The organism is Streptomyces sp. V4I23 (genome assembly GCF_030817975.1).
In the GTDB taxonomy this organism is placed as follows: domain Bacteria; phylum Actinomycetota; class Actinomycetes; order Streptomycetales; family Streptomycetaceae; genus Streptomyces.
In genome coordinates, this window is record NZ_JAUSZW010000003.1 from 129472 (window position 1) to 153914 (window position 24443).

General features: G+C 67.0%; 21 protein-coding genes and 5 pseudogenes. 14 read left to right on the forward strand and 12 right to left on the reverse strand.

The genetic code is table 11. The features are described 5' to 3' along the window. Window positions 1-50 precede the first annotated feature (50 nt). Both QFZ82_RS02090 and QFZ82_RS02095 read left to right on the forward strand, forming a co-directional pair. Window positions 51-758, forward strand: a complete 708-nt coding sequence (locus QFZ82_RS02090) for an acyl-CoA dehydrogenase family protein (RefSeq protein WP_373429221.1) — start codon at window positions 51-53, stop codon at window positions 756-758. A 54-nt stretch (window positions 759-812) separates the two neighbouring features. Further along, the gene (locus tag QFZ82_RS02095) at window positions 813-2339 is read left to right on the forward strand and encodes an ISL3 family transposase (RefSeq protein ID WP_307711466.1); all 1527 of its coding nucleotides are present in this window, start codon (window positions 813-815) and stop codon (window positions 2337-2339) included. A 626-nt stretch (window positions 2340-2965) separates the two neighbouring features. Here the strand turns inward: QFZ82_RS02095 and QFZ82_RS02100 are convergent. Next, the gene (locus tag QFZ82_RS02100) at window positions 2966-4144 is read right to left on the reverse strand and encodes a ParB/RepB/Spo0J family partition protein (RefSeq protein WP_307711467.1); all 1179 of its coding nucleotides are present in this window, start codon (window positions 4142-4144) and stop codon (window positions 2966-2968) included. Continuing rightward, window positions 4141-5301, reverse strand: coding sequence for a ParA family protein (locus QFZ82_RS02105; protein ID WP_307711468.1), 1161 nt, complete (start codon window positions 5299-5301; stop codon window positions 4141-4143). Before QFZ82_RS02105 ends, QFZ82_RS02100 begins: the two co-directional genes overlap by 4 nt. 353 nt (window positions 5302-5654) lie before the next feature. Between QFZ82_RS02105 and QFZ82_RS02110 the strand changes: the two genes are divergently transcribed. Beyond that, complete coding sequence (locus QFZ82_RS02110; protein ID WP_307711469.1) at window positions 5655-6689, forward strand: IS110 family transposase; 1035 nt, start codon at window positions 5655-5657, stop codon at window positions 6687-6689. Between the two features lie 440 nt (window positions 6690-7129). Beyond that, window positions 7130-7276 carry a hypothetical protein gene (locus QFZ82_RS02115; protein WP_307711481.1) on the forward strand — a complete coding sequence of 49 codons (147 nt, stop codon included), beginning with the start codon at window positions 7130-7132 and terminating at the stop codon, window positions 7274-7276. Between the two features lie 221 nt (window positions 7277-7497). Here QFZ82_RS02115 and QFZ82_RS02120 read toward each other — a convergent pair. Then, window positions 7498-8657, reverse strand: a protein-coding gene (locus QFZ82_RS02120; RefSeq protein WP_307711216.1) for an IS3 family transposase whose coding sequence is annotated in 2 segments (ribosomal slippage) — window positions 7498-8393 and window positions 8393-8657 — 1161 coding nt in all. Because the reading frame shifts where the segments join, the coding sequence is not laid out codon by codon here. A gap of 367 nt (window positions 8658-9024) precedes the next feature. Between QFZ82_RS02120 and QFZ82_RS02125 the strand changes: the two are divergent. From QFZ82_RS02125 to QFZ82_RS02135, 3 genes and pseudogenes are all read left to right on the forward strand, one after another. Then, window positions 9025-9707 (forward strand): annotated as a pseudogene (locus QFZ82_RS02125) (IS5 family transposase); the annotation flags it as partial. 536 nt (window positions 9708-10243) lie between these two features. Further along, on the forward strand, window positions 10244-12025 hold the full coding sequence (locus tag QFZ82_RS02130) for a reverse transcriptase/maturase family protein (protein WP_307711302.1): 1782 nt from the start codon (window positions 10244-10246) through the stop codon (window positions 12023-12025). Window positions 12026-12135: 110 nt separating this feature from the next. Beyond that, window positions 12136-12258 (forward strand): annotated as a pseudogene (locus tag QFZ82_RS02135) (IS5/IS1182 family transposase); the annotation flags it as partial. A 5-nt stretch (window positions 12259-12263) separates the two neighbouring features. Here the strand turns inward: QFZ82_RS02135 and QFZ82_RS02140 are convergent. The 4 genes from QFZ82_RS02140 to QFZ82_RS02155 form a co-directional block, all read right to left on the reverse strand. Then, window positions 12264-12665: a hypothetical protein gene (locus QFZ82_RS02140; protein WP_307711318.1), complete on the reverse strand. Its 402-nt coding sequence runs from the start codon at window positions 12663-12665 to the stop codon at window positions 12264-12266. A 148-nt stretch (window positions 12666-12813) separates the two neighbouring features. Then, on the reverse strand, window positions 12814-13044 hold the full coding sequence (locus QFZ82_RS02145; RefSeq protein ID WP_307711335.1) for a DUF5988 family protein: 231 nt from the start codon (window positions 13042-13044) through the stop codon (window positions 12814-12816). A gap of 641 nt (window positions 13045-13685) precedes the next feature. Then, complete coding sequence (locus QFZ82_RS02150; protein ID WP_307711211.1) at window positions 13686-13949, reverse strand: hypothetical protein; 264 nt, start codon at window positions 13947-13949, stop codon at window positions 13686-13688. A 52-nt stretch (window positions 13950-14001) separates the two neighbouring features. After that, on the reverse strand, window positions 14002-14205 hold the full coding sequence (locus QFZ82_RS02155; RefSeq protein WP_307711210.1) for a hypothetical protein: 204 nt from the start codon (window positions 14203-14205) through the stop codon (window positions 14002-14004). Between the two features lie 257 nt (window positions 14206-14462). Between QFZ82_RS02155 and QFZ82_RS02160 the strand changes: the two genes are divergently transcribed. Then, window positions 14463-15437, forward strand: coding sequence for a LuxR C-terminal-related transcriptional regulator (locus tag QFZ82_RS02160; RefSeq protein WP_307711334.1), 975 nt, complete (start codon window positions 14463-14465; stop codon window positions 15435-15437). 98 nt (window positions 15438-15535) lie between these two features. Here the strand turns inward: QFZ82_RS02160 and QFZ82_RS02165 are convergent. Beyond that, window positions 15536-15709: pseudogene (locus QFZ82_RS02165) on the reverse strand (IS110 family transposase); the annotation flags it as partial. 138 nt (window positions 15710-15847) lie between these two features. Between QFZ82_RS02165 and QFZ82_RS02170 the strand changes: the two are divergent. From QFZ82_RS02170 to QFZ82_RS02180, 3 genes and pseudogenes are all read left to right on the forward strand, one after another. After that, window positions 15848-16477, forward strand: a pseudogene (locus tag QFZ82_RS02170) (transposase); the annotation flags it as partial. 169 nt (window positions 16478-16646) lie between these two features. Continuing rightward, on the forward strand, window positions 16647-18257 hold the full coding sequence (locus QFZ82_RS02175) for an IS1182 family transposase (RefSeq protein WP_307711470.1): 1611 nt from the start codon (window positions 16647-16649) through the stop codon (window positions 18255-18257). 84 nt (window positions 18258-18341) lie between these two features. Further along, window positions 18342-19198, forward strand: a protein-coding gene (locus tag QFZ82_RS02180) for an IS5 family transposase (RefSeq protein ID WP_373429222.1) whose coding sequence is annotated in 2 segments (ribosomal slippage) — window positions 18342-18675 and window positions 18675-19198 — 858 coding nt in all. Because the reading frame shifts where the segments join, the coding sequence is not laid out codon by codon here. On the opposite strand, the gene QFZ82_RS02185 is transcribed toward QFZ82_RS02180, so the two are convergent. The 4 genes from QFZ82_RS02185 to QFZ82_RS02200 all read right to left on the reverse strand — a co-directional run bounded on the left by QFZ82_RS02185 (window position 19182) and on the right by QFZ82_RS02200 (window position 23095). Then, window positions 19182-20434 (reverse strand): IS3 family transposase gene (locus QFZ82_RS02185; protein WP_307711262.1). Its coding sequence is split into 2 segments (ribosomal slippage): window positions 19182-20152 and window positions 20152-20434, totalling 1254 coding nucleotides; the frame shifts between segments, so codons are not numbered across the junction. The genes QFZ82_RS02180 and QFZ82_RS02185 overlap by 17 nt on opposite strands. 365 nt (window positions 20435-20799) lie before the next feature. Then, window positions 20800-21660, reverse strand: a complete 861-nt coding sequence (locus tag QFZ82_RS02190; RefSeq protein ID WP_373429223.1) for an IS5 family transposase — start codon at window positions 21658-21660, stop codon at window positions 20800-20802. 7 nt (window positions 21661-21667) lie between these two features. After that, window positions 21668-22081, reverse strand: coding sequence for a hypothetical protein (locus QFZ82_RS02195; protein ID WP_307711471.1), 414 nt, complete (start codon window positions 22079-22081; stop codon window positions 21668-21670). Window positions 22082-22084: 3 nt separating this feature from the next. Next, complete coding sequence (locus QFZ82_RS02200; RefSeq protein WP_307711472.1) at window positions 22085-23095, reverse strand: DUF6192 family protein; 1011 nt, start codon at window positions 23093-23095, stop codon at window positions 22085-22087. A 573-nt stretch (window positions 23096-23668) separates the two neighbouring features. Between QFZ82_RS02200 and QFZ82_RS02205 the strand changes: the two genes are divergently transcribed. The 3 genes and pseudogenes from QFZ82_RS02205 to QFZ82_RS02215 form a co-directional block, all read left to right on the forward strand. Further along, window positions 23669-23803: a hypothetical protein gene (locus tag QFZ82_RS02205; RefSeq protein WP_307711473.1), complete on the forward strand. Its 135-nt coding sequence runs from the start codon at window positions 23669-23671 to the stop codon at window positions 23801-23803. 43 nt (window positions 23804-23846) lie between these two features. Next, the gene (locus tag QFZ82_RS02210; protein WP_307711474.1) at window positions 23847-24044 is read left to right on the forward strand and encodes a hypothetical protein; all 198 of its coding nucleotides are present in this window, start codon (window positions 23847-23849) and stop codon (window positions 24042-24044) included. Between the two features lie 81 nt (window positions 24045-24125). Further along, window positions 24126-24443: pseudogene (locus tag QFZ82_RS02215) on the forward strand (hypothetical protein); the annotation flags it as partial.

Here is a 24443-nt window from a genome sequence, read left to right on the forward strand (position 1 = left end):
GTCCATGGCGCCGGCCCGACCGGCAGCACTGGGTGATCGCCCGACGCAGTGTGAGCCGGCCCAGGGGTCTCCTGAGGCTGGAGATCCCCGAGGAGTACGGGGGCGGTGAGGCACGCGACTACCGGTACAACACCGTGCTGGCGGAGGAACTGGCCAAGGTGAATGCGGCACTCTCCTCCTGCCTGGGCATCCACACCGACATCGTCGCCCCGTACCTGGTCGATCTGACGACCGAGTGGCAGAAGCGCCGCTGGCTGCCCGGCTTCTGCTCCGGGCAGATCGTGACGGCGATCGGGATGACCGAGCCCGGCGGCGGCTCCGATCTCGCGGCCCTGCGCACCACCGCGGTGCGGGACGGTGACACCTGGGTGCTCAACGGATCGAAGACCTTCATCACCAACGGCTACTCGGCCGATCTCGTCGTGGTCGCCGCACGGACCAGTCCTGAGAAGAAGGCCCACGGCATCACCCTGTTCGGCGTGAAGACGGGGATGGAGGGGTTCACCCGGGGCCGCAAGCTCGACAAGGTGGGGCAGAAGCCCCGATCGACTTCGCCGATGACATGGGCGTGGTACCCGGACGTTGTCGAAGAACAGCTCCGTCGTGTCGGACTCGGTCCTGCCGGCCTCGATCCACACGTCGCGCGGGATCGCCGCCGCCTCGATGAACTCGTCGGTGCGCGGGTGGACGTGGCGGTGCAGGAACTCGGCCCTGGCAAGATTTTCGTGAAGCGGGGTTGTGCCTCTGTGCGCTGGTGACGCTCCGTCACAGGTAGCGGCAGGATCGGCGAGTGTGATGACCTCGTACGAACTGTGTCTCCGCACCTGGATGCGGTGCGGGTGGAACGGGTGTGGTCGGCGGGCGGCGTGGTCCGTATCGCCGCTCGTACCCATGAGTTGATGGTGGCGTGTCCGGACTGTGGTCGCGGGTCGGCGCGGGTGCACAGTCGGTATTCCCGCACGTTGGCCGACGTTGCTGTCGGTGGCCGTCCGGTGCGGATCGTGCTGTCGGTGCGGCGGTTGTTCTGTGACAGCCCGTCCTGCGGGCGTCGGACGTTTGCCGAGCAGGTGGACGGGCTGACGGTGCGCTACCAGCGTCGCAGTCCGCTGCTGCAGCATCTGGTGGAGATGGCCGGGGTACTGCTCGCCGGCCGTGGCGGGGCCCGGCTCCTGCACATCTTGAGGGTGCCGCTGTCGCGGACGAGTGTGCTGTTCCACTTGATGCGCTTGTCGCTTCCGGCAGCAGCGACGCCGCGAGTGCTGGGCGTGGACGACTTCGCGCTGTACGCGGACGTCTACGGCACGCTGCTCGTGGATGCCGACACACGGCTGCCGATCGAGCTGTGGTCCGGGCGCGATGCCGAGCAATTGACCGCCTGGCTGCGCACGCATCCCGGCGTCGAAGTGGTATGCCGGGACGGCTCGCTCACATATCGGCAGGGCATCACCGACGGAGCCCCGGACGCGGTCCAGGTCAGTGACCGTTTTCACCTCTGGCAGGGGATGTCGAGAAGGGTCTCGGACATCGCCGCCGCCCATCGTGGGTGCCTGACCGCGTCAGTCCCCGAGCCCGAACCAGCTGCGCCATCACCGCCGCCGGCGGAACTGCCCGAGGTGGCTGACACTCCCGCCCAGCGCCACGCGAAGCGGCTGTTCGAGGCGGTGCGCGCTGCCTCCGTTCCCGGCCGCTCGCTCAGCGCGATAGCCCGGGAGCTGGGCCTGAACCGGCGCACCGTGGCCAAGTACGCGCGCGCCGTCTGCTGGCAGGAGTGCGTACGGCGCACTCCGCCCCGTCGCTCCACGACCCTCGTCGGCATGCACAGCGCGTTCGTCCAGAGCCGGGTGACGGTCTCGACCAGCGTGTCGAAGGGCAGCACGGACTCACCCAGGGCGAAGGTCGCGTACGCCAGGCGACTGACCATCGCTCAAGGCTCGGGCCGTGATCTCCGGGTCCAGCTCCGGGTCCGCGAGGCCCGAGCGCTGCAGGCGGGCTATGGCGGCGGCGCTGCGGTCGATGAACATACGCGACCGCTCCAGCCGCACGCGCACGAGCTGCGGGTCGACGGCGGCGGCCTTCTCCATGGCGGCCATCAGGCCGGCGTTGCGGCGATAGGACTCCAGATAGGCGCGGTTGGCGTCCTCGACTCCTCGCCACGGGGTTGGCGAGGGTGTCCCCGCGGAGCTCGCGGCGTTCCTGCGGAATGCGGTCGACGGCCGACCGGTGAAGATCGCTCCTTCCGTGTGTGGGTGCGGCGGCCGCATGTTCTTCGTACTGGTCAACGCGTCCGGAGCGGAACGGGAGTGTTCCGGCTGCGGGAGCCGCGCTTTCATCGCGGATAGCGAGGAGTACTGGAACGAGGAGTCCTGGGAGGACGACGAGCCTGGTGCGGCCGGCTGCCCGTGCGGGAGTGAGGAGTTCGAGGCGCGGTCGCGTTCTCGCTCAGCGACGACGGGTCGGTCCGCTGGGTGACCGTGGGCCTGCGATGCGCCGAGGACGGATTCTGCGGGGTCGAGAGGTCTCAGGAAAGCCCCGCATCAGACCATCGGGAAGCGTGCGCAGCACGGAGACAGCGTCAATGCCGTTCTTTTGGTCCAGGCGTCGGTCGACGTAGTCGGACGTCGGTCAGTCGGACGCCCAGACCGCTGCCCAGATCACCGTAAGCAGTTGCTGCTGTTCGTCATTGGCAGGGAGCGGAAGTTCGCCCAGTCCTGGTCCTCGTATTTCCACGCCTTATTGTCACCGTCCCCTGCCGCTCGTCGCGCCGTTTCCCACAGATCACAGCCGCGACGGCCCGCGCACTGGCTCGCCAGTGCGCGGGCGGTGTGGGCAGGCGTCGGCACCACGGGCAAGTCCGCCTGCAATGGCGTTGCGGCATTCGTTCGGGCGGCAAGCTTGTCGGGACGCACGAGGACGGCCCTGCTTCCCTACCGGCGGTGGAAGAGCAGGGCCACGGGTGGTGCGCGTCCTACAGGGTCTTCTTCAACGCCTCAATGAGAGCAGCGCGCTCCTCACGGTCGATGGCGGCGGCCAGGTCGGCCGCCATGCGCTCGGGCCCACCGACGAGCTCGAAGTAGCGGGCGAGCGCGGGTCGGCGCTGAACGGCACGCGTCCATCTGTCGAAAGCGATGTCCATGGACCCTCGCCCGTTCCGCCAGTCCAGTTTGATCGGGCCGTCCTTGAAGGCTGCATCCGACGGATCATCCTGCTGATCGTCCCCGGGATCGACCTCTAGCCGCGGCTCCGGCACGCCGTGGCTGGCGGGGCGTGCTTCAGACGCCGTCTCTTCCAGGGATGGAGCGTCGTGTTCTACGGCCGTATGACCGCCCGCGGCCTCACCGGCCGCAGGTACGGCTTGCTCGGTAGCCCTGAGTTTTGACGCCGGTGCCGGTACCTCAGGAGTCCGGGCGGATTGCTTCGCAGCGCGCCGACGCTGCTCCGCTGCCTCTTGGCGGGCGTCGGCCTGCGCGATCTGTTCCTCGGGCGACTTCTTGCCCAGGTTCCGGACGTGCTCCGCCTTGCGGCGTCCTTCCGCGAGATCGGCCTGCAGCACCGGGGTCAGCTTCAAGAACGACAACTTGGACGCGATCGTCGACTGCGCCATGCCCAGTCGCTGGGCTGCTTTGGTCTGGCTCCCGTAGTACTGCACGAGGGTGGCCAGCGCGTTGGCCTCCTCGAGCTCGGTCATGTTCTCGCGGTGGTAGTTGGCGACGAACGCGGCCTCAAGCAGGGACTCGTCCGTGGCGACGTAGTTGTCGTCGACGATGACCTTGATGGTGTCGCGTCCTGCGCGGCGGGAGGCCTCGAGGCGTCGGTGTCCGTCGACGACGACGTACTGCGTGTCCGGCTCGAGCTCGCCGGCGCGGTCGGCCCGATCGGCCAGGTATGCCTCGACGGTGGACACGGCGATCGCGTTCACAACGTCGACCTCGGTGACGCTCTGGACGAGGTCGTCGAGGTTGCGCAGGTGGTCGCGCGGGTTGTCGGGGTTGTGGCTGATGACCGACACAGGCAGCCGGTTGTCGGCGTCAGGGTGTGTCTTGCCGGTGGCTGCGTCGTACAGCTGAGCGCGTGCGCTACGCCGGGTCCGGCCAGCGGCTGTGTTGAACGCGGACGAGGTGCCGAAAGCTTCGGCCTTGCTGGTCATCGGGCCACTCCCCTGGCGATCTTGCGCATGGCTTCAGCCTGCTCACTGTCGGGCGCGTAGGCGAGGAGCGGTTGCTGACGGCGCACGGCTTCGCGCTGCTCCTTCAAGTCGTTGATGACGGCGAGAACCGGCGGGTCACCGAGGCTCTCCCACTGCTGGAGGGAGGTGGTGGCGATGACGCCGCGGCGGGAGTCGTACAGGTTGACGACGAGACCGAGGTAGTCGATATCCACCCTGAGGTCCACGACGAGGTCGTCGATCTGGCCGGCAAGCATGCCGTAGGCGGTGGCGGATGAGTCTTCGGCGAGTACCGGAATGATGACGCCGGAGTTGCCGATGGGCTCGCCGGGACGGCGCCGGGCGTAGTAGAGGGCTGCGTCCATGGCGATGCCGAGGCTGGGAGGGCAGTCGATGATGACGATGTCGAAGTCGTTTTCGATGCCTTCGAGGGCCCGCTCGAGGGCGTGCTCCTTGTGGAAGCCGCGGGCGGCGACGTCCTTTATGGCGACCTTGGCGTCGAGGAGGAAGCCGTCGAAGCAGGACGGGAGCACGTTGAGGCGCTTCCCGAACCGCTCGTCCTCTATGGCGGTGATGAGGTCGGTGAGGTCTGCGGTGGATTCGCCGCACATGTGGGAGACGAGGCTGTCGTGGCCGGGCGGGATCTGGGGGACGCCGAGCTGCTGGGATAGGTGGCCTTGAGGGTCGTAGTCGACGAGGAGGACGCGCATGCCTTCTTCGGCCCACGCCTGGGCGATGCCGGCGGAGACGGCGGTCTTGCCCACGCCTCCCTTCTGGTTGCAGACGATGATGCGGCGTACGACGCGGGGAGGGGGCGCGGCTCCGGGGGACGGATTGTTGTCGAGCCAGCGGCGTACGGACTGAGCGAGCCCTTGGATATAGGAGACGCCTCGGTCGGTGCAGGTCTCTTTGAAGTCGGCGTACAGGCCGGTGGGGAGCCAGGTTGAGAAGGATTCGGCGCCGGTGGTGTCGACGGTGGGGAGTGGGGGGAGTGCACGCCAGTCGGTGACGGCAGCGGTGACGACGTCTTGGATGTCCACGGCCAGCTCGGCGGCGCGGATCTTTACTTCTTGCCGGAGTGCGACAGGCAGCTTGGATGCCACCTTTTCCCGGTCGCCTTGGGGGTATGGAGATGCCATGGCGTCACCTTACTGACTACCAGGTGGGGCGTGTTGCCAGGATGGTGGTTTCTGATGCGGTTTCACCCGCCAGGAGCCGCTCAGGGTTATCACGCCGTGATATTGACCGGCGCTCCTGACTTGTTGAATCGAGCCCAGATGCTCGGTCTGCAGCCGTAGCGTCCAGGGTGTCGGTCGGCAAGGGCTCGCAGTGCTCCTTGCCGCCCTCGGGCTGGCTCACTGATAGCGTGCCGCCGCCGGCCGACACCCGCGCGGTGTGGCTCGACAGAGGCATGAAGGTGACGCAGTGACTTCAAGTCAGGGTGCCCACCGCACTCTTCTTCTTGTCTCATCGAGTGCGAGGGCAGCAGCCTGTGATCCTGATCGGTGTCGATCCCCACAAGTCGTCCCACACCGCCGTCGCCGTTGATGCCGCGGGCCACCGGGTGGCTCAGCGCCGGTTCGTCGTCAACGCCGGAACCTTCCGCCAGCTGATGCGCTGGTGCGAGCAGTGGCCCGAGCGCCGATTCGCCGTCGAAGGCGCCGGCGGCCTGGGCCGCTCGCTCGCCCAGCAGCTGGCCGCCGCGGGCGAGAACGTCGTCGACGTGCCCTCCACCCTTTCGGCCCGGGCCCGACTGCTGGCCACCGGCGGAGACCGCAAGACCGACGCCAAGGACGCCCTCCACGTCGCCCAGGTCGCCCTCTTCCGCCACGACCTGCGGCCCGTGGTCCAGGAAGACCAGACCACCATCCTGCGACTGCTGACCGAACGACGGGACGACCTGGTCCACGAACGCACCCGCGTACTCAACCGACTCCACGCCGTCCTGCGTGATCTCCTGCCCGGCGGAGCACCCGCCGGCTTGTCGGCCGACAAGGCCGCTGCCCTGATGAAGGGGATCCGGCCGGTCACCGCCACCGACAACTGCCGCCGGGACATAGCCCGTGACCTGCTGGCCGACCTGCGCCGCCTGGACCGGCAGGTCAAGGACAACGAAGCCGAGATGCGCGAGGCCGTCGCCGCGACCCGCACCACGCTGACCACCCTGCCGGGCCTGCGCACCGTGCTGGCCGCGAAGGTCATCGGCCACATCGGGGACGTCAACCGGTTCCCCACCGAATACCACTTCGCCAGTTACACCGGCAGCGCACCCCTGGACGCCTCCAGCGGCAACAACGTCCGCCACCGACTCAACACCGGCGGCAACCGCGCTCTGAACTCGGTTCTGCACACTATCGCCGTCTGCCAGATCCGCGACGGCGGACGCGGGCAGGACTACTACCTCCGCAAGATCAGTGAGGGGAAGACGCCTTCGGAGGCCCGCAGGGCCCTCAAACGACGGCTGTCCAACGTGGTCTACCGGATCATAAAACGCGACCAACGGACCCACCTCGCTCACGCCGCTTGACACACAGAGGCGCTATCAGGCATGTGGGCACAGGCTCGTGATTATCACGCCGTGATACTTGGCAGCGGTACTCAACATCAGTCTGCTCAAGGCGTTGGTACACGCCGTGCTACTCGCTCGAGCCGATCGGCGCGCTCCTGGCAAGACTGCGGTTATCACGCCGTGATACTGGCAACGGCCCCATCCGACGTCAGTTGTGGCAGGCTCAGGCAGCGTCGCGGCCGCAAGGCCCCAGCGTCCCGGGTGACGCATCACGTGACCTCGGCCGCCGACGGCACCGCCTTACCTTTGGCCTGAAGGAACTTTGCATCAGAGTCGGATCCTTAGGCAGTTGCGGGCGCGCTCATCCGTCACTGGGCGGCAGATGAGCTTGGGATTCCATCTCTTTGGCGAGCGCGGTAGCAGATCAGGGAGGAGGCGATGCTCGTGAAGGCGAGGAAGTGTCCGGCTTTGCGCTCGGAGTGTCGGTGCAGGCGGCGACAGCCGCGAGCCACGCCATGGTGCGCTCGATGGGCCCAGCGGTGGCGGCCCAGCCGCTGCGACCGCGGTGGAAGCTGCTCCACTGGATCGAGGCGGCCCGCTCATGAGGGCGGCTCGCTGGAGCGGTCCTGAGCGGGTCCGGCCGACGTGGCAGGGCGGCTGGGCCGGGTGAAGCCAGGGGAGTCGGTGACGAGCGGCCGGGGCGGCGGATCCGGAAGGGCGATCCGAGCAGTCGATACGGCCCGCAATGGGGGTGTGAGCTGCCCCGAGTTTCGTAGAGTCCGGTGGTCTTGTTTCAGGCGGACTGCGGGGTGGCTTCCTGTTGTCGTCAGAAGTCGCGTTCGTACTCGGCGGGCGGTACGTAGTCGAGTGCGGAGTGCAGGCGTTCTTCGTTGTACCACGTGACCCACTGGAAGATCGCCCGTTCGACCTGGTCGACGTCCCGCCACGGCCCTTGCATCTCGATCAGCTCGGCCTTGAACGTGCCGTTCAGGGCCTCGGCCATCGCGTTATCGTACGAGTCGGCCACGGAGCCGACCGACGCGGAGGCGCCGATGTCAGCGAGCCGGTCGGTGTACCGAATTGACACGTATTGAGATCCGCGGTCGCTGTGATGAATGAGGCCGGAGCCTGCCTTGATCCGGCGTCTCCACAGACCCATCTCCAGTGCGTCCAGGGGCAGTTCGGTCCTCATGTGGTTCGCGACCTGCCAGCCGACGATCATCCGCGAGTACACGTCCAGGACAAACGCCACGTATGCCCAGCCCGACCACGTCCTCACATAAGTCATGTCGGCGACCCAGAGCTCGTCCGGGCGGGAGGCTGTGAAGTCCCGATCGACCAGGTCCGGCGGCCTCGGCGCCGACGGTTCGCAGATCGTGGTGCGGCGCCGCTGTCCGCGAATGACACCCTCCAGGTTCAGCTTGGCCATCAGGCGCTCGACGGTGCAGCGGGCGACGTCCACCCCCTTGCGCTTGAGGGCACGGGTCATCCGGCGGGCTCCATAGGTGCCGTCCGACTCGGCGTGGACCGACTCGATCACAGGCATGAGCTGTTCATCGCGGAGCCGGCGGGCCGACTTCGGCCGCTTCTTGCGGGCAAAGTACGTCGACGGCGACAGCTCCAGCACCCGGCAGACGGGATCGACCCCGAGACCCTTGTCACGCAGATGGTCGATCACCTGCTCGGCCTCGTCCGGGGACGGTCGATCTCCTGGGCAAAAAACACCGACGCGGCCTTGAGGATGTCGTTCGCCCGCCTCAACTCCGCCACCTCTTTGCGGAGTTGCCTGAGCTCGTCCTGCTCGGCGGTGGTCAGCCGGTCGTCGCGCTCGCCACGGTCGGCCTCCGCCTGGCGGACCCAGCCGCGCAGGGCCTCTTTATGGATGCCCAGGTCCTTCGCAACGTGCGCGATCGGGCGGCCGGTGGAACGGACCTCGCGGACCGCGCGCTCGCGGAGCTCGTCCGGGTATTTACGGGGTGCAGGCATAGTGTTGGTGGATCTCCTTCGCCAGGACCGTAACCCTGGCATCAGGGACTCCACAAATCTCAGTACAGCTCACCTGGACCGGTCACATCACCGCAGCCCGCGACCGGCTCAGCCAACTGCCCAACCCTGGCTGACCAGCGGATTCCCCGTCCCTTCGACAGCACCCCAACACCCGGAGCAGTGGAATCCGCCGCCACCCCGAGGCGACACTCGGGCCCTCAGCCTGCACAACCTCAGCCCACGGCACGGAAACGGTCCACCGACTCCGTCGGCGGACCGTCACGAAACTTCGAGGTTACTGGTCGTTTCAGAATGAGTTGAGCTGCGGGTCTTGTGCTCAACGATCTTGGTCGGCAGGGTGTCCGGGGTGCGCGCTGATCTTGTTCCTGACGACCTGTGGGAGCGGGTGGCCCCGCTGCTGCCGCCCGCTCCTGAGCGCCGCCGCCGCTATCCCGGGCGGCTGCGCGTTCCTGACCGGGCGGCGCTCGCCGGCGTCATGTACGTGCTGCGGACGGGTGTCGCGTGGCGCGACGTCCCCATGGAGACAGTGGGCTGCTCCGGAGTGACGGCCTGGCGTCGGCTGCGGGATTGGACTGAGGCCGGCGTGTGGCCGCGCCTGCACGCTGCCTTGTTGACCGAGCTTCGACGCGCCGACCTGCTGGACCTGGATGACTGCTCCGTGGACGGGTCGCACGTCCGGGCTCTCAAAGGGGGGATCACGTCGGCCCCTCACCTGTCGACCGCGCCCGCCCCGGCTCGAAGCACCACCTGATCGTCGACTGTCACGGAACCCCGCTCGCCGTCACCCTCGCTGGCGGCAACCGGCACGACGTCACCCAGCTCCTGCCGCTGCTGGAGGCCATCCCACCGATTGGGGGACTTCGGGGACGCCCCCGCCGCAGGCCCCGGCGTCTGTATGCGGACCGGGGCTATGACTTCGACAAGTACCGCCGCCTGCTGTGGAAGCGGGGCATCAAGCCGTTGATCGCGCGACGCGGTGTCGTCCACGGTTCCGGACTGGGCAAGGTGCGCTGGGTGGTCGAGCGTGCCTTGTGCGCCACGAGGCGCTCTGTTTGTATCCCCGGCTCAGCCGGGAGGAACTCGGAAGGAGGTTCCTGGGCCCGATGACTTACCTGGATCCGAAAGGCGAAGGGGACAAAAGCATGTCAGAAAACCAGTGACCGGGCTCAGTTGTCGGAGACGGTGTGCTGGGTGGCCCGCGCGATATGGCGAAGACTGGATTGTTTGAAGCCCAATCTCCAGAAGATGCAAGTTCCCATCCGCCGGAAAGACATCTGAAACCGGTGCCGTGCTCTGCTCTGGCTTCGATTGTGTGGCCGGAGCAACTTCCGGAGCACGGAGCGATGTTCAGCGAGGACATTCAAGGAGATGAGTGGGACGCCTGTGTCGCGCTAGAACGTACAGACAGAGACGAACGTGGGATCGCCTACGGGACGCGAGTCCTATGGCGACGGAGGCCCCGTAGTAGTCGCCGGAGTCACGCCCGGCCAGGGAGGACGGGAAAGCCGTTCACAGGGCGAAGGGGGCCAGGTGATTCGGACACTCGAATCCGGGAGGTATGCGGAATGCAAAGCGCCAAAACGGTGCTGGGTGTCCTGCGTGAACGCGGCAGGCGCGGCCTGCCGTGCAATGAACTGTATAGGCAACTGTTCAACCCGCAGTTGTATCTGCTGGCCTACGGGCGCATTTACGCCAACCACGGCGCGATGACGCCCGGGGTCACGTCGGAAACCGTGGACGGTATGTCACAGCGGAAGATCGGCCGGATCATTGAAGCGATGCGTCACGAGCGTTACCGCTTCAAGCCGGTCCGACGCATCCATATCCCGAAGAAGAACGGGAAGACGCGCCCGCTGGGGCTGCCGACCTGGTCGGACAAGCTCGTTGGAGAAGTGGTCCGCCTGTTATTAGAGGCGTACTACGAGCCAACGTTCTCCGACCGCTCACATGGATTTCGTCCCCGCCGAGGCTGCCACACCGCGTTGCGGGAGGTGGACCACACCTGGACCGGGACATCCTGGTTCATCGAAGGGGACATCGCCGACTGCTTCGGCAGCCTGGACCACCAGGTCCTGCTGTCGATCCTCGGCGAAAAGATCCATGACCAGCGGTTTCTACGGCTGGTGCGCAACATGCTGACAGCCGGATACCTGGAGGACTGGAGATGGGGCACCACGCTCTCCGGAGCGCCGCAAGGCGGAGTGGCCTCCCCAATCCTGTCCAACATCTACCTGCACAAGTTGGATGAGTTTGTAGAAACGGTTCTGATTCCGGAGTACACCCGAGGAGACCGCCGGGCCCGAAACCCGGCTTACCTGGAGTTGCAGAATCTGCTGGCGAAAGCCCGCCGGCGCGGCGATCGGGCCCAGGCCCGTGCGTTGCGTCAGCGGATGGTCAGCCTGCCGAGCGCGGATCCCAATGATCCGGCATATCGCAGGCTGCGCTACATACGCTACGCGGACGATCACCTCCTCGGTTTCACCGGACCGAAAGCCGAGGCCGAGCAGATCAAACAACGCCTGGCCCAGTTCCTGCGTGACAAACTCAAGCTGGAACTGTCCCAGGAAAAGACGCTGATCACCCATGCCCGCACCCGGGCAGCTAGGTTTCTCGGCTATGAGATCACGACCCAGCACAACGACACGAAGAAAACCGGCCGTTACCGTCGGGTCAACGGTCAGATAGCACTCCGTGTTCCACGGGACGTGATCAAAGCCAAGTGCGCCCCCTATATCGCCCGCGGGAAACCCGCGAAGAAGACGGCCCTGACCAACAGCAGCGATCACGCGATCGTGGCGACCTTCGGGACCATCTACCGGGGCGTCGTCCAGTACTACCTGCTCGCCGGAGACGTCTTCCGGCTGCACCGGCTGCAATGGGTCATGGAGACCTCCATGCTCAAAACTCTCGCAGCCAAGCACCGTTCGTCAGTGTCGAAGATGGCCGCCAAGCACAAGACCAGAATCGACACCCCCAACGGGCCCCGAGTGTGCTTCGAGGCCCGTATCGAGCGGAAGAACAGGAAACCACTGGTGGCACGGTTCGGCGGGATTCCCCTCCAACGGCAGCGGGCGGCAGAACTCGCCGATCGCGAGCCGGTACGGGTGGACTATCCGCAGAAGGAACTCATCGCGAGACTCCTCGCGGACACCTGCGAGATCTGCGGAAGCAAGGGCAACGTGCAAGTGCACCACGTCCGCGCTCTCGCCGACCTCGCACATTCCGGATGGCAGCCTTCCGACTGGGCGCGCGTCATGCTCCACCGGCGACGCAAAACCGTCGTGGCCTGCGACACCTGCCACGACCGTATCCACTCAGAACGGCCAGCCAGACCACTCACGCAGTAGTCACTGGAGAGCCGGATGACCGGGAAACCGTCATGTCCGGTTCGGCGGGAGGCCGCGCGGAACAGGACTCGCCCCCACGGCAAGCACCTCGCCGCGCGGCCGACCCAACCGCCTGGCTGCACCAGTTCAAACGGCTCCGCACCCGCTACGAGCGACGCGCCGATCTCCACCAGGGCCTGCTCGAACTGGCTTGCAGTCTCATATGCCTCCGCCGCCTACGAACCTCGCCCTGAAGCGATCAGTTGGCTACGCTGAACCACCCCGGCCGCACCTCGTTCAGAAGCGGTTGCAGCGACCGCACTGCGGACCGCATGTCCTGATCCGTGACCTCAAGAGGCTCCGGCAGGCTCAGCCCATACCCGCGTAGCCGCCAGGGGTCGAAGATTTCGCTCCCGTCGGCTGCAAAGTCCACATCGACCTCAGTGCCGTTGTCGCTCACGAAGCGGCACCCTGCCCCATGAACCTTGTACGAGTAGGTGCCGACGTGATCACTCCGGCTGATCCAGCGCGAACGGGCCAGGCCGACGATGTCCGCCAGTCGCTCAAGCGAGGGGATCGCCCCCTTCATGGCCTCATCAATCGCGTTCAGAGCGCGGACGTAACCGAGCACGAGGTCTCGCGCAGCCCCAACCCGTTCCATACGGCGTCATCTCCCCTGAGCCCGTGGCTGAAAGGATTGTTCCATGGGGCCGCCAGCGTCTCCGCAGGACGGCATTCTGAAACGATCAGTTAGTCAGCCAGTGGGTGGGTCAGACCCCGCCGGGGAACGCTCACTTACATCCTCACTGTCATTCGGCGATATGGGTGCGGTAGATCCACTCGTAGCATCGTACGACTGTCCCGTCGGCGGGATCGGCCGACTCGTCGCCGGTGTACTCGAAATGCTCCCACCCGGCCAGGAACCGGACTCTGACCCGGTCGTCCAGTTCCTCAAGACTCTCCGGTGTCACCGTCCTGTCCCGTTGTTCCTGCGGGAATGCGGCCGGGCCGCCAACCAGTCGAATGTGGATCGTGGGCATCAGGATTCCTCCATAGTCATGGCAGGCGCGCCACTTGGGCGGCGTACACGGTTCCGGAGCCGAAGCGGGTGAGCAGGGGCGATGTCGCTGCTGAGCACGGTCCGGCGAACTCAGCGCCAGCCGCTGTGCGATCGCGGGCGCCGCCTCGAGTGTCTGGGTGTAGGTGTGTCACGGTTGACCCGAGAATGACGTCGACCATGTCAGGCCACAGCTGGACGAGCTCAGTGCCGATCCCCAGCAGCGGGTTGTGCCCTTGCTCGGTGGCCGAGAAGCCGCCGAAACCGGTGCGTTCGGTGGCCTCGACCGCCTGGCTTGCGTGGGTCGCACAGTCGGTGTTCATGTCGGACGCGAGGTAGACGTCGACCGGGGTGGCGAGGCCGCGGGCGGGGGTGTTGAGAAGGGTTTGAGGACGGACGGTCGTATGTGAGTGAGAGTGCGGGGGCGGTGGGTGTCGGGCGGTGGGTCGGTACGGCGGGGGCGCCGGAAACGCCAAGCGGTCGCCCGCCGCTGCCACTACCTGCGTCGCTCTCGCACGATCGAGGGGTGGCCTCCCGAAGACCACCTCTGACCACTCCGAAGCCCGCTACACTCCAGCCGCCCAGCGAAACCCCCAGGTCAGACAGCAAAATCCTGCTGGAGTACTAGTGGTAGGTGTCGTGCATGCGCCACGCCGTCAGCTGGGGTGAGCGGTCGAGGGCCCGGCCGCAGGCGGCGTGAGCGGCGAGCAGGGCTTCGGCCTCGGATCCGGCGAGGATGAAGAGGACCATGTCGATCTGGCCTGCGCTGGTGCGTAGCCACAGGTGCTCGATCCGGTCCGCGGGGGCGAAGTGGGCCGTGAGCAGTTCTCTGAGGCGGGCCGGAGCAGCGGGGGTTCCACGGGAACCGACCAGCCGTATTGTGATCATGTACATCGGAGTTTCAGCGGGGGCTGGTGTGTGTCCCCGTCTGCCGTCGGTGTCAGAGCTGCCGGGGGGAGTTGGTGGTGTCCTTGGGGTGGCTCCAGCCGTATCCGTCGTCGAGGATCTGTCCGGTGCCCCAGCCGAATCCGTCACCCGCTACCACGCCTCGGGGCTCCGAAGCGCTGGGGGCGACGGCGCCGGAGGCGGTGACGCCGGCGATCGAAGCGGCGGACGTGAGCAGCACTGCGATGATCCGGGACATGACAGACTCCACCTTTTGAATAGCCGTCTATTGCGTCGTTTCTCTGCCTTCACCCTGTTTTGTAGGGTGTTGCGTTCGATGGGTTAAGCCTGTCCAACCGTCGAAGCGGTGTCACTAGCAGACGGCGGGCTTCAAGCTGCCTGGCACTTTGGAGCCACCTCCTCGCCGATCCAGGTTGTCTCCATTGACACTTGTTCACCTCCTGCCCCTCCGGAAGCCTGACCTTGCCGAAGGTGTAGATCTGGGGAGAGAGCGACGTGCTGCAACTGCTCGGACTGTCAGCTCATGCGGAAACCGTGTACCGGACGACGCTGCAGTACCCGGATCACGGGGTGGCCGCCTTGTCCAAGGACACGGGCCTCACCGAGGCCGAGATACGGGCCGCGTTCGACGAACTGGCGGCGTTGGCGCTGCTCAAGCCGTCCGACCAGTTCGGAGGAAGGCTCCGGCCGGTGAGTCCCGAGGTCGGGTTGTCGACGCTGCTCGCCTCGACGGAAGCCGAACTCGCCGGGCGGCAGGCCCAGGTGGAGACCACACGCGCGGCGATTGCCGCCATTGCCGCCGAGCACCGCAGCAACCGGCTGTCCGACAGCGCCATCAGACTTCAGGGGCTGGACGCCGTCCGCGCCCGGCTGGAGGAGCTGCAGCGCACGACGGAGTTCGAATGCCTGTCACTCAATCCGGGAGGCGCACACCGGCCCGACGCCCGTAGCGCCGCCACTCCGCTCAACGAGCAAGCACTGCGCCGCGGCGTCACCATCAGGGCAGTTTGCAGGGAAAGCTTCCGCAACGACCCCGACACACTCGCCTACGCCCACTGGCTCATCGAACACGGCGGCGAACTGCGCACCGTGCCGACCGTGCCCATACAGATGGTCATCGTCGACCGCCGCATCGCGATCCTGCCTCTGGACCCGTCTGCGCCCCGCTCAGGCGCGCTGGAGATCCAGAGCCCAGGCGTCATGGCCGCCCTGTGCGCGCTGTTCGAGCAGTGCTGGGCGACAGGGACCTCCTTCGGTGAGCAGCCGCCGGCGGACGACAACGGGTGCACGCCCGTGGAACGCACCCTGCTGCGCATCATCGCCTCCGGCGACACGGACGAGTCCGCGGCCCGAAAGCTCGGTGTCTCGCTGCGCACGGTCCGCCGCATGATGTCCCACCTGATGGAGAGGCTGGAGGCAGCCAGCAGATTCCAGGCAGGCGTGAACGCCGCCAGACGAGGGTGGCTGTGATCCTGGGGAGGGACTGACACGAAAATGACTCGTGGTTGAGCCGGTTACTGATTCCCAATGTGTTTGTCAACACAGCCTCGTGACTCACTGTGAGCGTGTCAGCTCAGCGGGATGGGGCTCGGCGGCGCGGTGATCTCGAAGGTGCGACCGTCGCGTATGAGGGCCCACAGGACGTTCAGACGACGTCGCGCGAGCGCGATGATTGCCTGCTTGTGGTTCTTTCCCTCGGCTCTCTTGCGTTCGTAGAAGGCTTTGGATACGGGGCAGGAGCGGGAGGGGCGACGAGCAATGCTCAGGACTTGTGGATCAGCTCCTGTGGAGGACGCGTGAAGGGCGTACCTTCCCGAGTGAGTGATCGTCAAGTCACCGAGTAGGCCCGCGCTGCGAACGCGGGTCGGGAAGGCACGCCCGTGCTCAGCGTAGTCAATGAAGACGGCACCACCGAGGCCGGTTCCCTGATCGACGAGATCGTCCGCGAGGGTGCTCGGCGGATGCTGGCCGCCGCTCTGGAGACGGAGGTGGACCAGTACATAGCCGAGCTCGCCGGGCAGCGTGACGAGGCCGGTCGCCGGCTGGTGGTCCGCAACGGCCGGCACCGGCCGCGGACGGTGACCACGGCTGCCGGCCCGGTCGAGGTGGCCGCCCCGCGCGTGAACGACAAGCGGGTCGACGAGACGACGGGTGAACGTCAGCGGTTCTCCTCGAAGATCCTGGCGCCGTGGTGCCGGAAGTCCCCGAAGATCAGCGAGGTGCTGCCGCTGCTCTGTCTCCACGGCCTGTCGTCAGGTGACTTCGTGCCTGCGATGGAGCAGTTCCTGGGCTCCTCAGCCGGGCTGCCGCCGGCCACGGTGACCCGGCTGACGCAGCAGTGGACCGCCGACCACGCCGCCTTCCAGCGCCGTGACCTGGCCGGATCGGACTACGTCTACGTCTGGGCCGACGGCGTCCATCCCAAGATCCGCTTGTCCCAGGCGCACTCCTGCCTCCTGGTCCTGATGGGCGTCCGCGTCGACGGCACTGAGCTTGACTCTGTCGGGGATCTTGGGGATCCCCGGCGGGGCAGCGTGATCAACGGGCATGCTCGGCTCTGTTCAAGGACCGATGCAGTTGTCGAGGTGCCCGTTGTCGCTCCACGCCCGCTCTGGTGAGCAAGTTCCTTCTCTGACCGTGCAGATGGCGCGGGCGAGCAACCCGGGCGGTACAACGGCGATGTGGGTCAGAGACCACCTGGGCGGGCTGTGGCGGGACGAGGACTTCGCCGACTGGTACCCGCGCGATGGCCGCCCGGGGCTTTCGCCCGCCCAGCTGGCCACCGTCTGCGTGCTGCAGTTCCTGCTCGGTCTGTCGGACCGGCAGGCGGCCGAGGCGGTCCGCTGCCGTATCGATTTCAAGTACGCGCTGGCCATGGAACTGGACGATCCCGGCTTCCACCACAGCGTGCTGGCCGACTTCCGTGAGCGTCTCACCGAGGGCGGCCGAGCCGACCGTCTCCTCGACCTCGCGCTCGAGCGCCTGAAGAAGGCCGGTCTCGTCCGCGAGCGCACCACCCAGCGCACGGACTCCACCCACGTCCTGGCCGCGGTGCGCGACCTGACCCGGCTGGAACTGGTCACCGAGGCCGTCCGCGCCGCGCTGGAAGAGCTGGCCGGCACAGCTCCGCACCTGCTGGCCGGCCTGGTGGACGAGGAGTGGGGGCGCCGCTACGGCCGTCCGGTCCGTCTGGGCAAGAACCCCACCCGCCCCAAGACCAGGATCCTTGCCACAGGCGGCGACGCCGTCCGCCTGCTGGAGCACGTCGGGGAGCATGAGGCGGATCGCCTGTCCGGTCCCCGGGTCCAGGCCCTGCGGCAGATCATGGTGCAGAACTACTACCGCGACGGGGCCGGCCGCCTGCGCTGGCGCACCGCCGAGGACGGCGGCCTGCCGCCCTCGGCCGTCGCGGTCGTCTCGCCCTGCGACCCGACGGCCCGCTACGCGCGCCGCGGACACGTCACCCGTTGGAAAGGGTTCGTCGCACATCTCACTGAGACCTGTGATCCCGACGGCGTCAACGTGATCACAGATGTGGCCACCACCGACGCCACCGGCTACGACGCGAAGGCGCTGCCCGGCATTCACACCCGGCTCAAGCACCGCGGGCTGCTGCCCGCCGAGCATCTGGTCGACGGCGGCTACACCTCCCTGGTCCATCTGGAACAGGCAGCCCGCGAACACCAGGTCACGGTCACCGGACCGCTACCGGTCAACTCCACCCGCCAGCACCGCAAGAACGACGGCTTCGGCCGCGACGACTTCCACATCGACTTCGACCGCCAGCAGGTCACCTGCCCGCAGGGCGAGACCAGCGCGGGATGGCACGGCCCCTATCCGACCTCCTCACCCACCGCGGCACCTCTGATCGTGGCACGGTTCACCAAGAGCCAGTGCCGTCCCTGCCCGGTCCGCACCCGCTGCACGACCACCACTGACAGCGCCCGAACCGTGGGCTTTCCTCCGCGAGAACTCCGTGACCTGCAACTCCGAGTCCGCGCCGAGCAACAGACACCCGAATGGCAGGCCCGCTATGCGGTCCGCTCCGGAGTGGAAGGCACGATCAACGAGCTCGCTCACGGACACGGCATGCGCCGCTGCCGCTACCGGGGACAGCAGAAAGCCCACCTACAACACGTGCTAACAGCCATCGCCGCAAACATCGAGCGCCTCAGCCGACGGCCGCCGACCGGAGAAGCACCTCCGTCCCGGCCGCCGACCGCCTTCCAGAACTTCCTGGACCAGCACGGGATCCCCCGGCCGAGGTCTTGGCGGTCCGCCAGAGACTGAGCAGACGACACCAAGATCCCCGACAGAGTCAAGCTTAGAGGGTGTCTCACGTGGCGTTAGGTGGATGCGGCATGATGCTTTGCCATGGTTGTTGGTTTGTCGCAGCGGTTGGTTCCTGACGAACTCTGGTCGCTCGTCGCACCGTTGTTGCCTTCGTTTACTTCCCGTCCGCAGGGTGGAGGCACGGCCCCGGTCGATGAGCGAGCAGCGTTCACGGCTGTGGTGTACGTGCTGACCAGCGGCTGTGCCTGGCGCCATCTGCCGGAGACTTTCGGTGTCTCGCCGGCCACCGCGCACCGCCGGTTCTCCGCTTGGACCAAGGACAGGCTGTGGCGGCGGCTGCATCGGGCCGTTCTGGACGAACTCGGGGCCCGTGGTGAGGTGGACTGGACCTCGGCGATCGTGGACGCGGCCTCGGTCCGTGCGAAAAAGGGGGATCGCTGACCGGGCGCAATCCGGTCGACCGGGGCAAGAAGGGCAGCAAGCTCCACGTACTGTCCGACGCGCAAGGCTTACCCCTCGCTCTTGGCGTCTCTGGCGCGAACGTTCATGACAGCCAGGCGCTGCTGCCGCTGGTCCTGGGCATACCCGCCATCCGCTCGAGGCGCGGTCCCCGTAGACGCCGCCCCGGCAGGCTCCGTGCCGACAAGGCGTACCACTCCGCCGAGAGGCTGAAGTGGCTGCGCGAGCGGGGCATCGTCCCGCGCATCGCCAGGCCCGGCATCGAGTCCAGCGAGCGTCTCGGCCGGCACCGCTGGAAGATCGAACGGTCGATCTCCTGGCTCTTCGGCTACCGCCGCCTGACCGTCCGATACGAGCGAAAGGGCAGCCACTTCCTGGCCTTCCTCGGACTCGCGGCGGCCCTGACCTGCTACAAGAAGCTCGCAAAACTCACCATGAACCGTTCCGGGTTCGGTAGAGATCTCAGTTGTTGGTTGTGACCTGGGGTTTTGTGGTTGCCCGGTAGTGGTTGTTCTCGTATTCAACGGGCGGGACGTGGCCTATCTCACCGTGGAGTCGTCGGTGGTTGTACCAGTCGACGTACTCGGCGGTGGCGAGCTCGACGTCGGACAGCGTCTTCCACGGCCGTCGGGGCTTGATCAGCTCGGTCTTGAACAGCCCGATCGTGCTCTCCATCAGGGCATTGTCGTAGGCGTCGCCGACCGAGCCGATCGAGGCGGCGATACCGGCGGCGTCCAGGTGCTCGGCGAGCCGGAAACTCGTGTATTGCGACCCGGCATCGGAGTGATGGATCAACTCACCTGGCTGGACTGGATGTTGATCACGGTCGCGCTGCCAGATCGCCATCTCCAGGGCGTCCAGCACGAAGACCGTCTCCTTCACGGTGGCGGCCGACCAGCCGACGATCCGGCGGGAGAAGGTGTCCACGACGAAGGCGACGTAGACGACGCCGGCCCACGTTCTGACATGGGTGAAGTCCGCGACCCAGCAGCGGTTCGGGGCGCCGGCGACGAAGTTGCGGTCCACGAGGTCGGGAGCCCGCCCGGCCTGGCCGCCGGGAAGCGTGGTGATCACGCGTTTGCCGCGGACCGCGCCGGTGATGCCGAGCTCGCGCATCAGGCGTTCGACGGTGCAGCGGGCCACGGCCTGGCCCTGCCGGTTCAGCTCCCGCCAGATCTTCCTCGCCCCGTAGACGCGGTAGTTGGCGTCGTAGACGTGCTGGATCAGTTCCTTCAGCTCGCCGTCCCGCACGGTCCTGGCGGACGGCGCGGTCCGGCGTCTGCGGTGGGCATAGTAGGTGGAGGAGGCGATCCTGCAGTCGTGCATCGTCAGCACGCGGCAGATCGGCTCGACGCCGCCGAAGCGGTCCTTGTGCTCGTCGATGAACGCTACGAGCGTGTGTGTGGCCGGTCGAGCTCGGCCGCGAAGAAAGACGCCGCGGCTTTGAGGATCTCGTTCGCCCGCTTGAGCTCGGCGTTCTCCTTCTTCAGCCGCTTCAGCTCGGCGGACTCCTCCGTCGTCGTCCCCGGCCGGGTCCCAGCGTCGATCTGGTCCTGCCGTACCCACTTCCGCAGGGTCTCGGTCGTGCCGATGCCCAGCTTCTGGGCGACCGCTTTCATAGCGGCCCACTCGGTGTCGTACTCCGGCCGCACCTCGGCGACCATCCGCACCGCCCGACGGCGCAGCTCAAGCGGGTACTGGGAAGGACGTGCCATGACTCGATCCTCTCAAATGATCGAGTCCCTACCGAACCCGGAACGGTTCACCACGTGAGACATCCTCTTAGTAGGTGTCTTTCAACCGCTGTTTGCAACTGGTCTGGGACGAGTAGCTTGTGGGCATGGTGAACGTCAGCGCGTCGGGGTCGGTGACGACGGAGGTTCGTAGGATCGTGTGGACTGTCCAGGCTGGTCACGAGGGTCAGTGGCATACCTTGGAGGCAAGGTTCCGCGAGCGGGACGCGGCTATTGAACGTCTTGAGTGGTGCCGCGTTCACGCGCCTCGTTCTGTCTCTCACCGGCTCATCCGGGAAACGACGACGGTGACGACCGAGATCGAGGACGTTTGATCGGGCTGTCTCTCAGGCTGGCTTTGTTTTCTTCGTCCAGCTGTCAGTGCGGGAGCCTTTTCGGGTCAGGCGCCGTGTCATGAGGGTGATGAATGCCCAGTTCAGGTGGGCTTCGGAGTGCTGGGGCAGTCGCTCGTAGTCCCGGCAGTTGCGGCGGGCGTTCATGATCCAGCCGAGGGACCGTTCGACCTTCCAGCGGCGGGGCAGCACGACGAATCCCTTCGCGCCCTTGGGCCGGAGGACGGGCCGCAGGGTCAACCACAGGTGGTCCGCGGTCCAGGCGGGCAGCAGGTCACGGGAGTATGCGGAGTCGGCCCAGATCTGGGTGATCTGGGGGTGCGTGAGCCTCAGGCGCCAGAGCAGGTCCCTGGCCATGACCTCGTCCCGGGCATCGCCGGGGGTCACCGTGATCATCACGGGCAGTCCGAGGGTGTCGACCACGATGTGTCTTTTGCGCCCGTTGATTTTCTTGCCGGCGTCGTAGCCGCGACTGTCCTTGCCGACGGTGGAGGCCGCTTTCACGGACTGGGAGTCGACGATCAGGGTGACCGGGAAGGGGCAGCGGCCCTTGTCCGTGCGGATCCGTCGGCGGAGCTGGTCGCGGATGAAGGTGACGACTCCGGCCCGGTTCCAGCGCCAGAAGAACCCGTAAACGGTCTGCCAGGGAGGGAAATCCGCAGGTAGAGCCCTCCATTTGGCGCCGTTGTCGACGATGAAGCGGATCGCGTCGACAACGTCCCGCCGCGGCCATTTCTCCGGATGTCCACCGGTCTTGGTCTGACAGGCCGGGGTCGGCAGCAGCGGCTCGATCAGGGCCCACTCGGCGACGGTGGTGTCGGAGGGATAGCGGTGGCGGCGGGTTGAGTCACGCATCACGGATCTATCGGGTGAGCTGGGCCAGGGTCGCGCGGACACCGGTGAGCTGGGCGGATGCCAGCTGGGCCCATTCGTCGTCGGGGTAGCGGGCTAGGTGCGGGTCCAGCGTGCCGGTGATCATCCGGGTGAGCCGGCCGAGGATGAGGCGGAACTGCTTCTTCTCGTATTCGATCCAGTCCGCCGGGTCGTCGGAGAACATGTATCCGTCCCGCCGACGCCAGATGATCGGAGTGAGGTGTTCGGCCGCCCCGACATCCCGAAGGTGCCGGATCCCTCGCTCGACCTGGTATTTCGTCAGGCGGGTGGCGGTGATGAGCTGTCGGCTCTGGAGGCCGGCGGGACGGGCTTCCATCAGGGCGACGCGCACGAGGTCGCCGTAGTGCTCCGCAAGAGGCCGGGCCTCCCGGCGTCGGGGCATGGCCTACTCGCCCTTGAGGAGTTTGGCCAGCTGCTCGTCCAGGGTGAACTCGCCGTTGTCGATCGCGGCTTCGAGCCAGTCGGCTGCGGCCCGGACCTTGGAGATGCCGCGGCGGACGGTCTCGCGCTCGTCGTCGGTGAACTCCTGGCCCCTCATCCTGGGGACGAGGCGGCCGAGGGTGGCGACGAACTGGTGGCAGGAGCCGACCAGGTCGAGGTATTCGATGGTGTGCTCGATCTTGCGGACGGCCGGGGTGCGTTCGCGGATCGTCTCGCGGGCCTTCGCGGAGTTGTCGAACTGGGCCCGGTTGACCAGAAAGCGGGCGGTGTCATCCCGCATAGTCTCCCTCGCGACGTCGGGGCGTTTCAGCATCTCGGTGGTCACCTGCTTGGCGACGTCGTCGTCCCGGGTGAGCTCGCGAACGACCCGGAGCCGTTCGTCGGGGGTGATCTGGGCCGCGGCGGCCGGCCGCGACAGAAGGTCGACGGTCACCCGGGAGGCGACTTCCTCATCGCGGGTCAGGTCGGTGACTGCCTGGATCTTCTCCTCGACCGTCACCGGCCGGTCAACCCGCTGCCCGACCAGGCGTTTCGCCGCGTCCGGTGCCCACTGCCGCTTGCCCGTGCGCGAGTTGAAAGGGGCATCCTCGATCGCTGCCCACCGCTCGTCCTCGTCCTGGATCGAGGCCAGGATCTTGTGGACGGTGAACGACACGCCGCCCTTGCGCTTGGCCTCCGGCCAGCGCGAGGCGGTCCACCGCCAGTCCTCGACCGTGGAGCGGGCCACCCCGATGTCGTCGGCGAACATCTGCAACGACTCCTCAACGGTGAACAGGTCGTCGGTGCCGTTCGGCATCGACCCGCCGACCGGCCGCATCGGCTCGATCTCCAGGGCCTTGTCACCCAGCGCGAACTGGGCCTTCGTCATCTGGTTGATCAGGTCGCGGGCCTCGGCGACGAGCTGTTCGTAACGAGTTCGAGTGACGTTGCCGATCCGGTCTGACACGATGATCACCGCCCTCGCCCCCGGCCGGATCAACCACCCGGTGGTGGTCGAATGAGTGGTTCCGGCCCAGGCCGACTTCCACCGTGACGCGGACCCGACATGACGGGGCAGAGCGTGAACCAGGGGCGCTCGAAGCACCGGTTGTCCGCCCCCGGAGATTGTGCAAAACGGCTGTGACCTGTGGTGTTTCCGTGCCGTTCGCCTACGGCGTTTCGGTAACACCGTTCCGCGACGCCTGTCTTTCGCGGCAGGCACGGACCCGGCACCGCGACGAACAGTAGACCGCCGACCGCGACCGCTCGACCCCCACCGTCCACGACCGGCCGCAAACCGGGCACTCGACCTGATCACCACGCTGCATCAACGCCACCCGCTGCCGTGCCCGCTGAAGCCTCCGCCACCGCCTCGACCTGCACCGACCCGAGCAGAACACCGCCTCCGCCGCCATCGACGACGCAAGCGGATCACCACACTCCCGGCAGTACCGCCGGCCCACCCCGCCAGACGCCACAACCCAGATCATCCAGCCGTACGCACCCCACGACCAGCCTTCAAAAACACCTACTCATCGTCTTCATCCTCGTGCGCACCGGCTACCAGCGGATCATGCCGGGCATCGCCGTCTGCCTGTTCGGCTTCTTCCTCGCCAACACCGGCATCGCCCCCACGATCACCGGCGCCGTCTCCTCCGTCGCCGGATGGATCAGCAGCTTCTGACCACCCCAGACCCCAACCGCCTAACGAAAGAGAGAACACGACGATGAATCACAGCCCCCTGACCCTCGTGGTCGACGACGCCGCCGCCGTCCTCGCGGCCAGCCCCGAGGCCCGCGCCCTGGTCGACGACCTGCTGCGCACCGGCCGCCGCAACGGCCTGGTGGTCCGCTCCGAGACCCGCCGGCCGCTCTGGCAGTACCCGACGCCGGGCGCGCTCGAGAACGCTGCCGAACAGCAGTAGCCCATCCCGCTCGCCCCCTGCGCCCTCCCCGCCACCACGGCGGGGAGGGCGCCCCCGCATCTGCCCCGAACGGAGCTCACCGTGGACTTCAACCACGTCACCCGCCCACTGTCCGACTCCGAAGCCAAGACCGAAGCCGAGCGGATCATCGCCGAAGCGATGCGCCCCGAGCGGCAGTTCCCGACGTCGTTCCGCGACGAATCCGAGGTCCCGCCGTACGGCGACACCCCGCCCGTCCATCAGGACGACAAGCGGATCGTGCCCGCCTGGGCGGCCGGGATCGCGGTGGCCTCCATCGGCGTCGGCGCCGGCATCACCGGAGTCGGCTGCGGAGCCTGGCTCGTGTTCCAGGGCCTGGCCTCCGTCACGCTCTACGGCGTCCTCATGGTCACCCTGCCG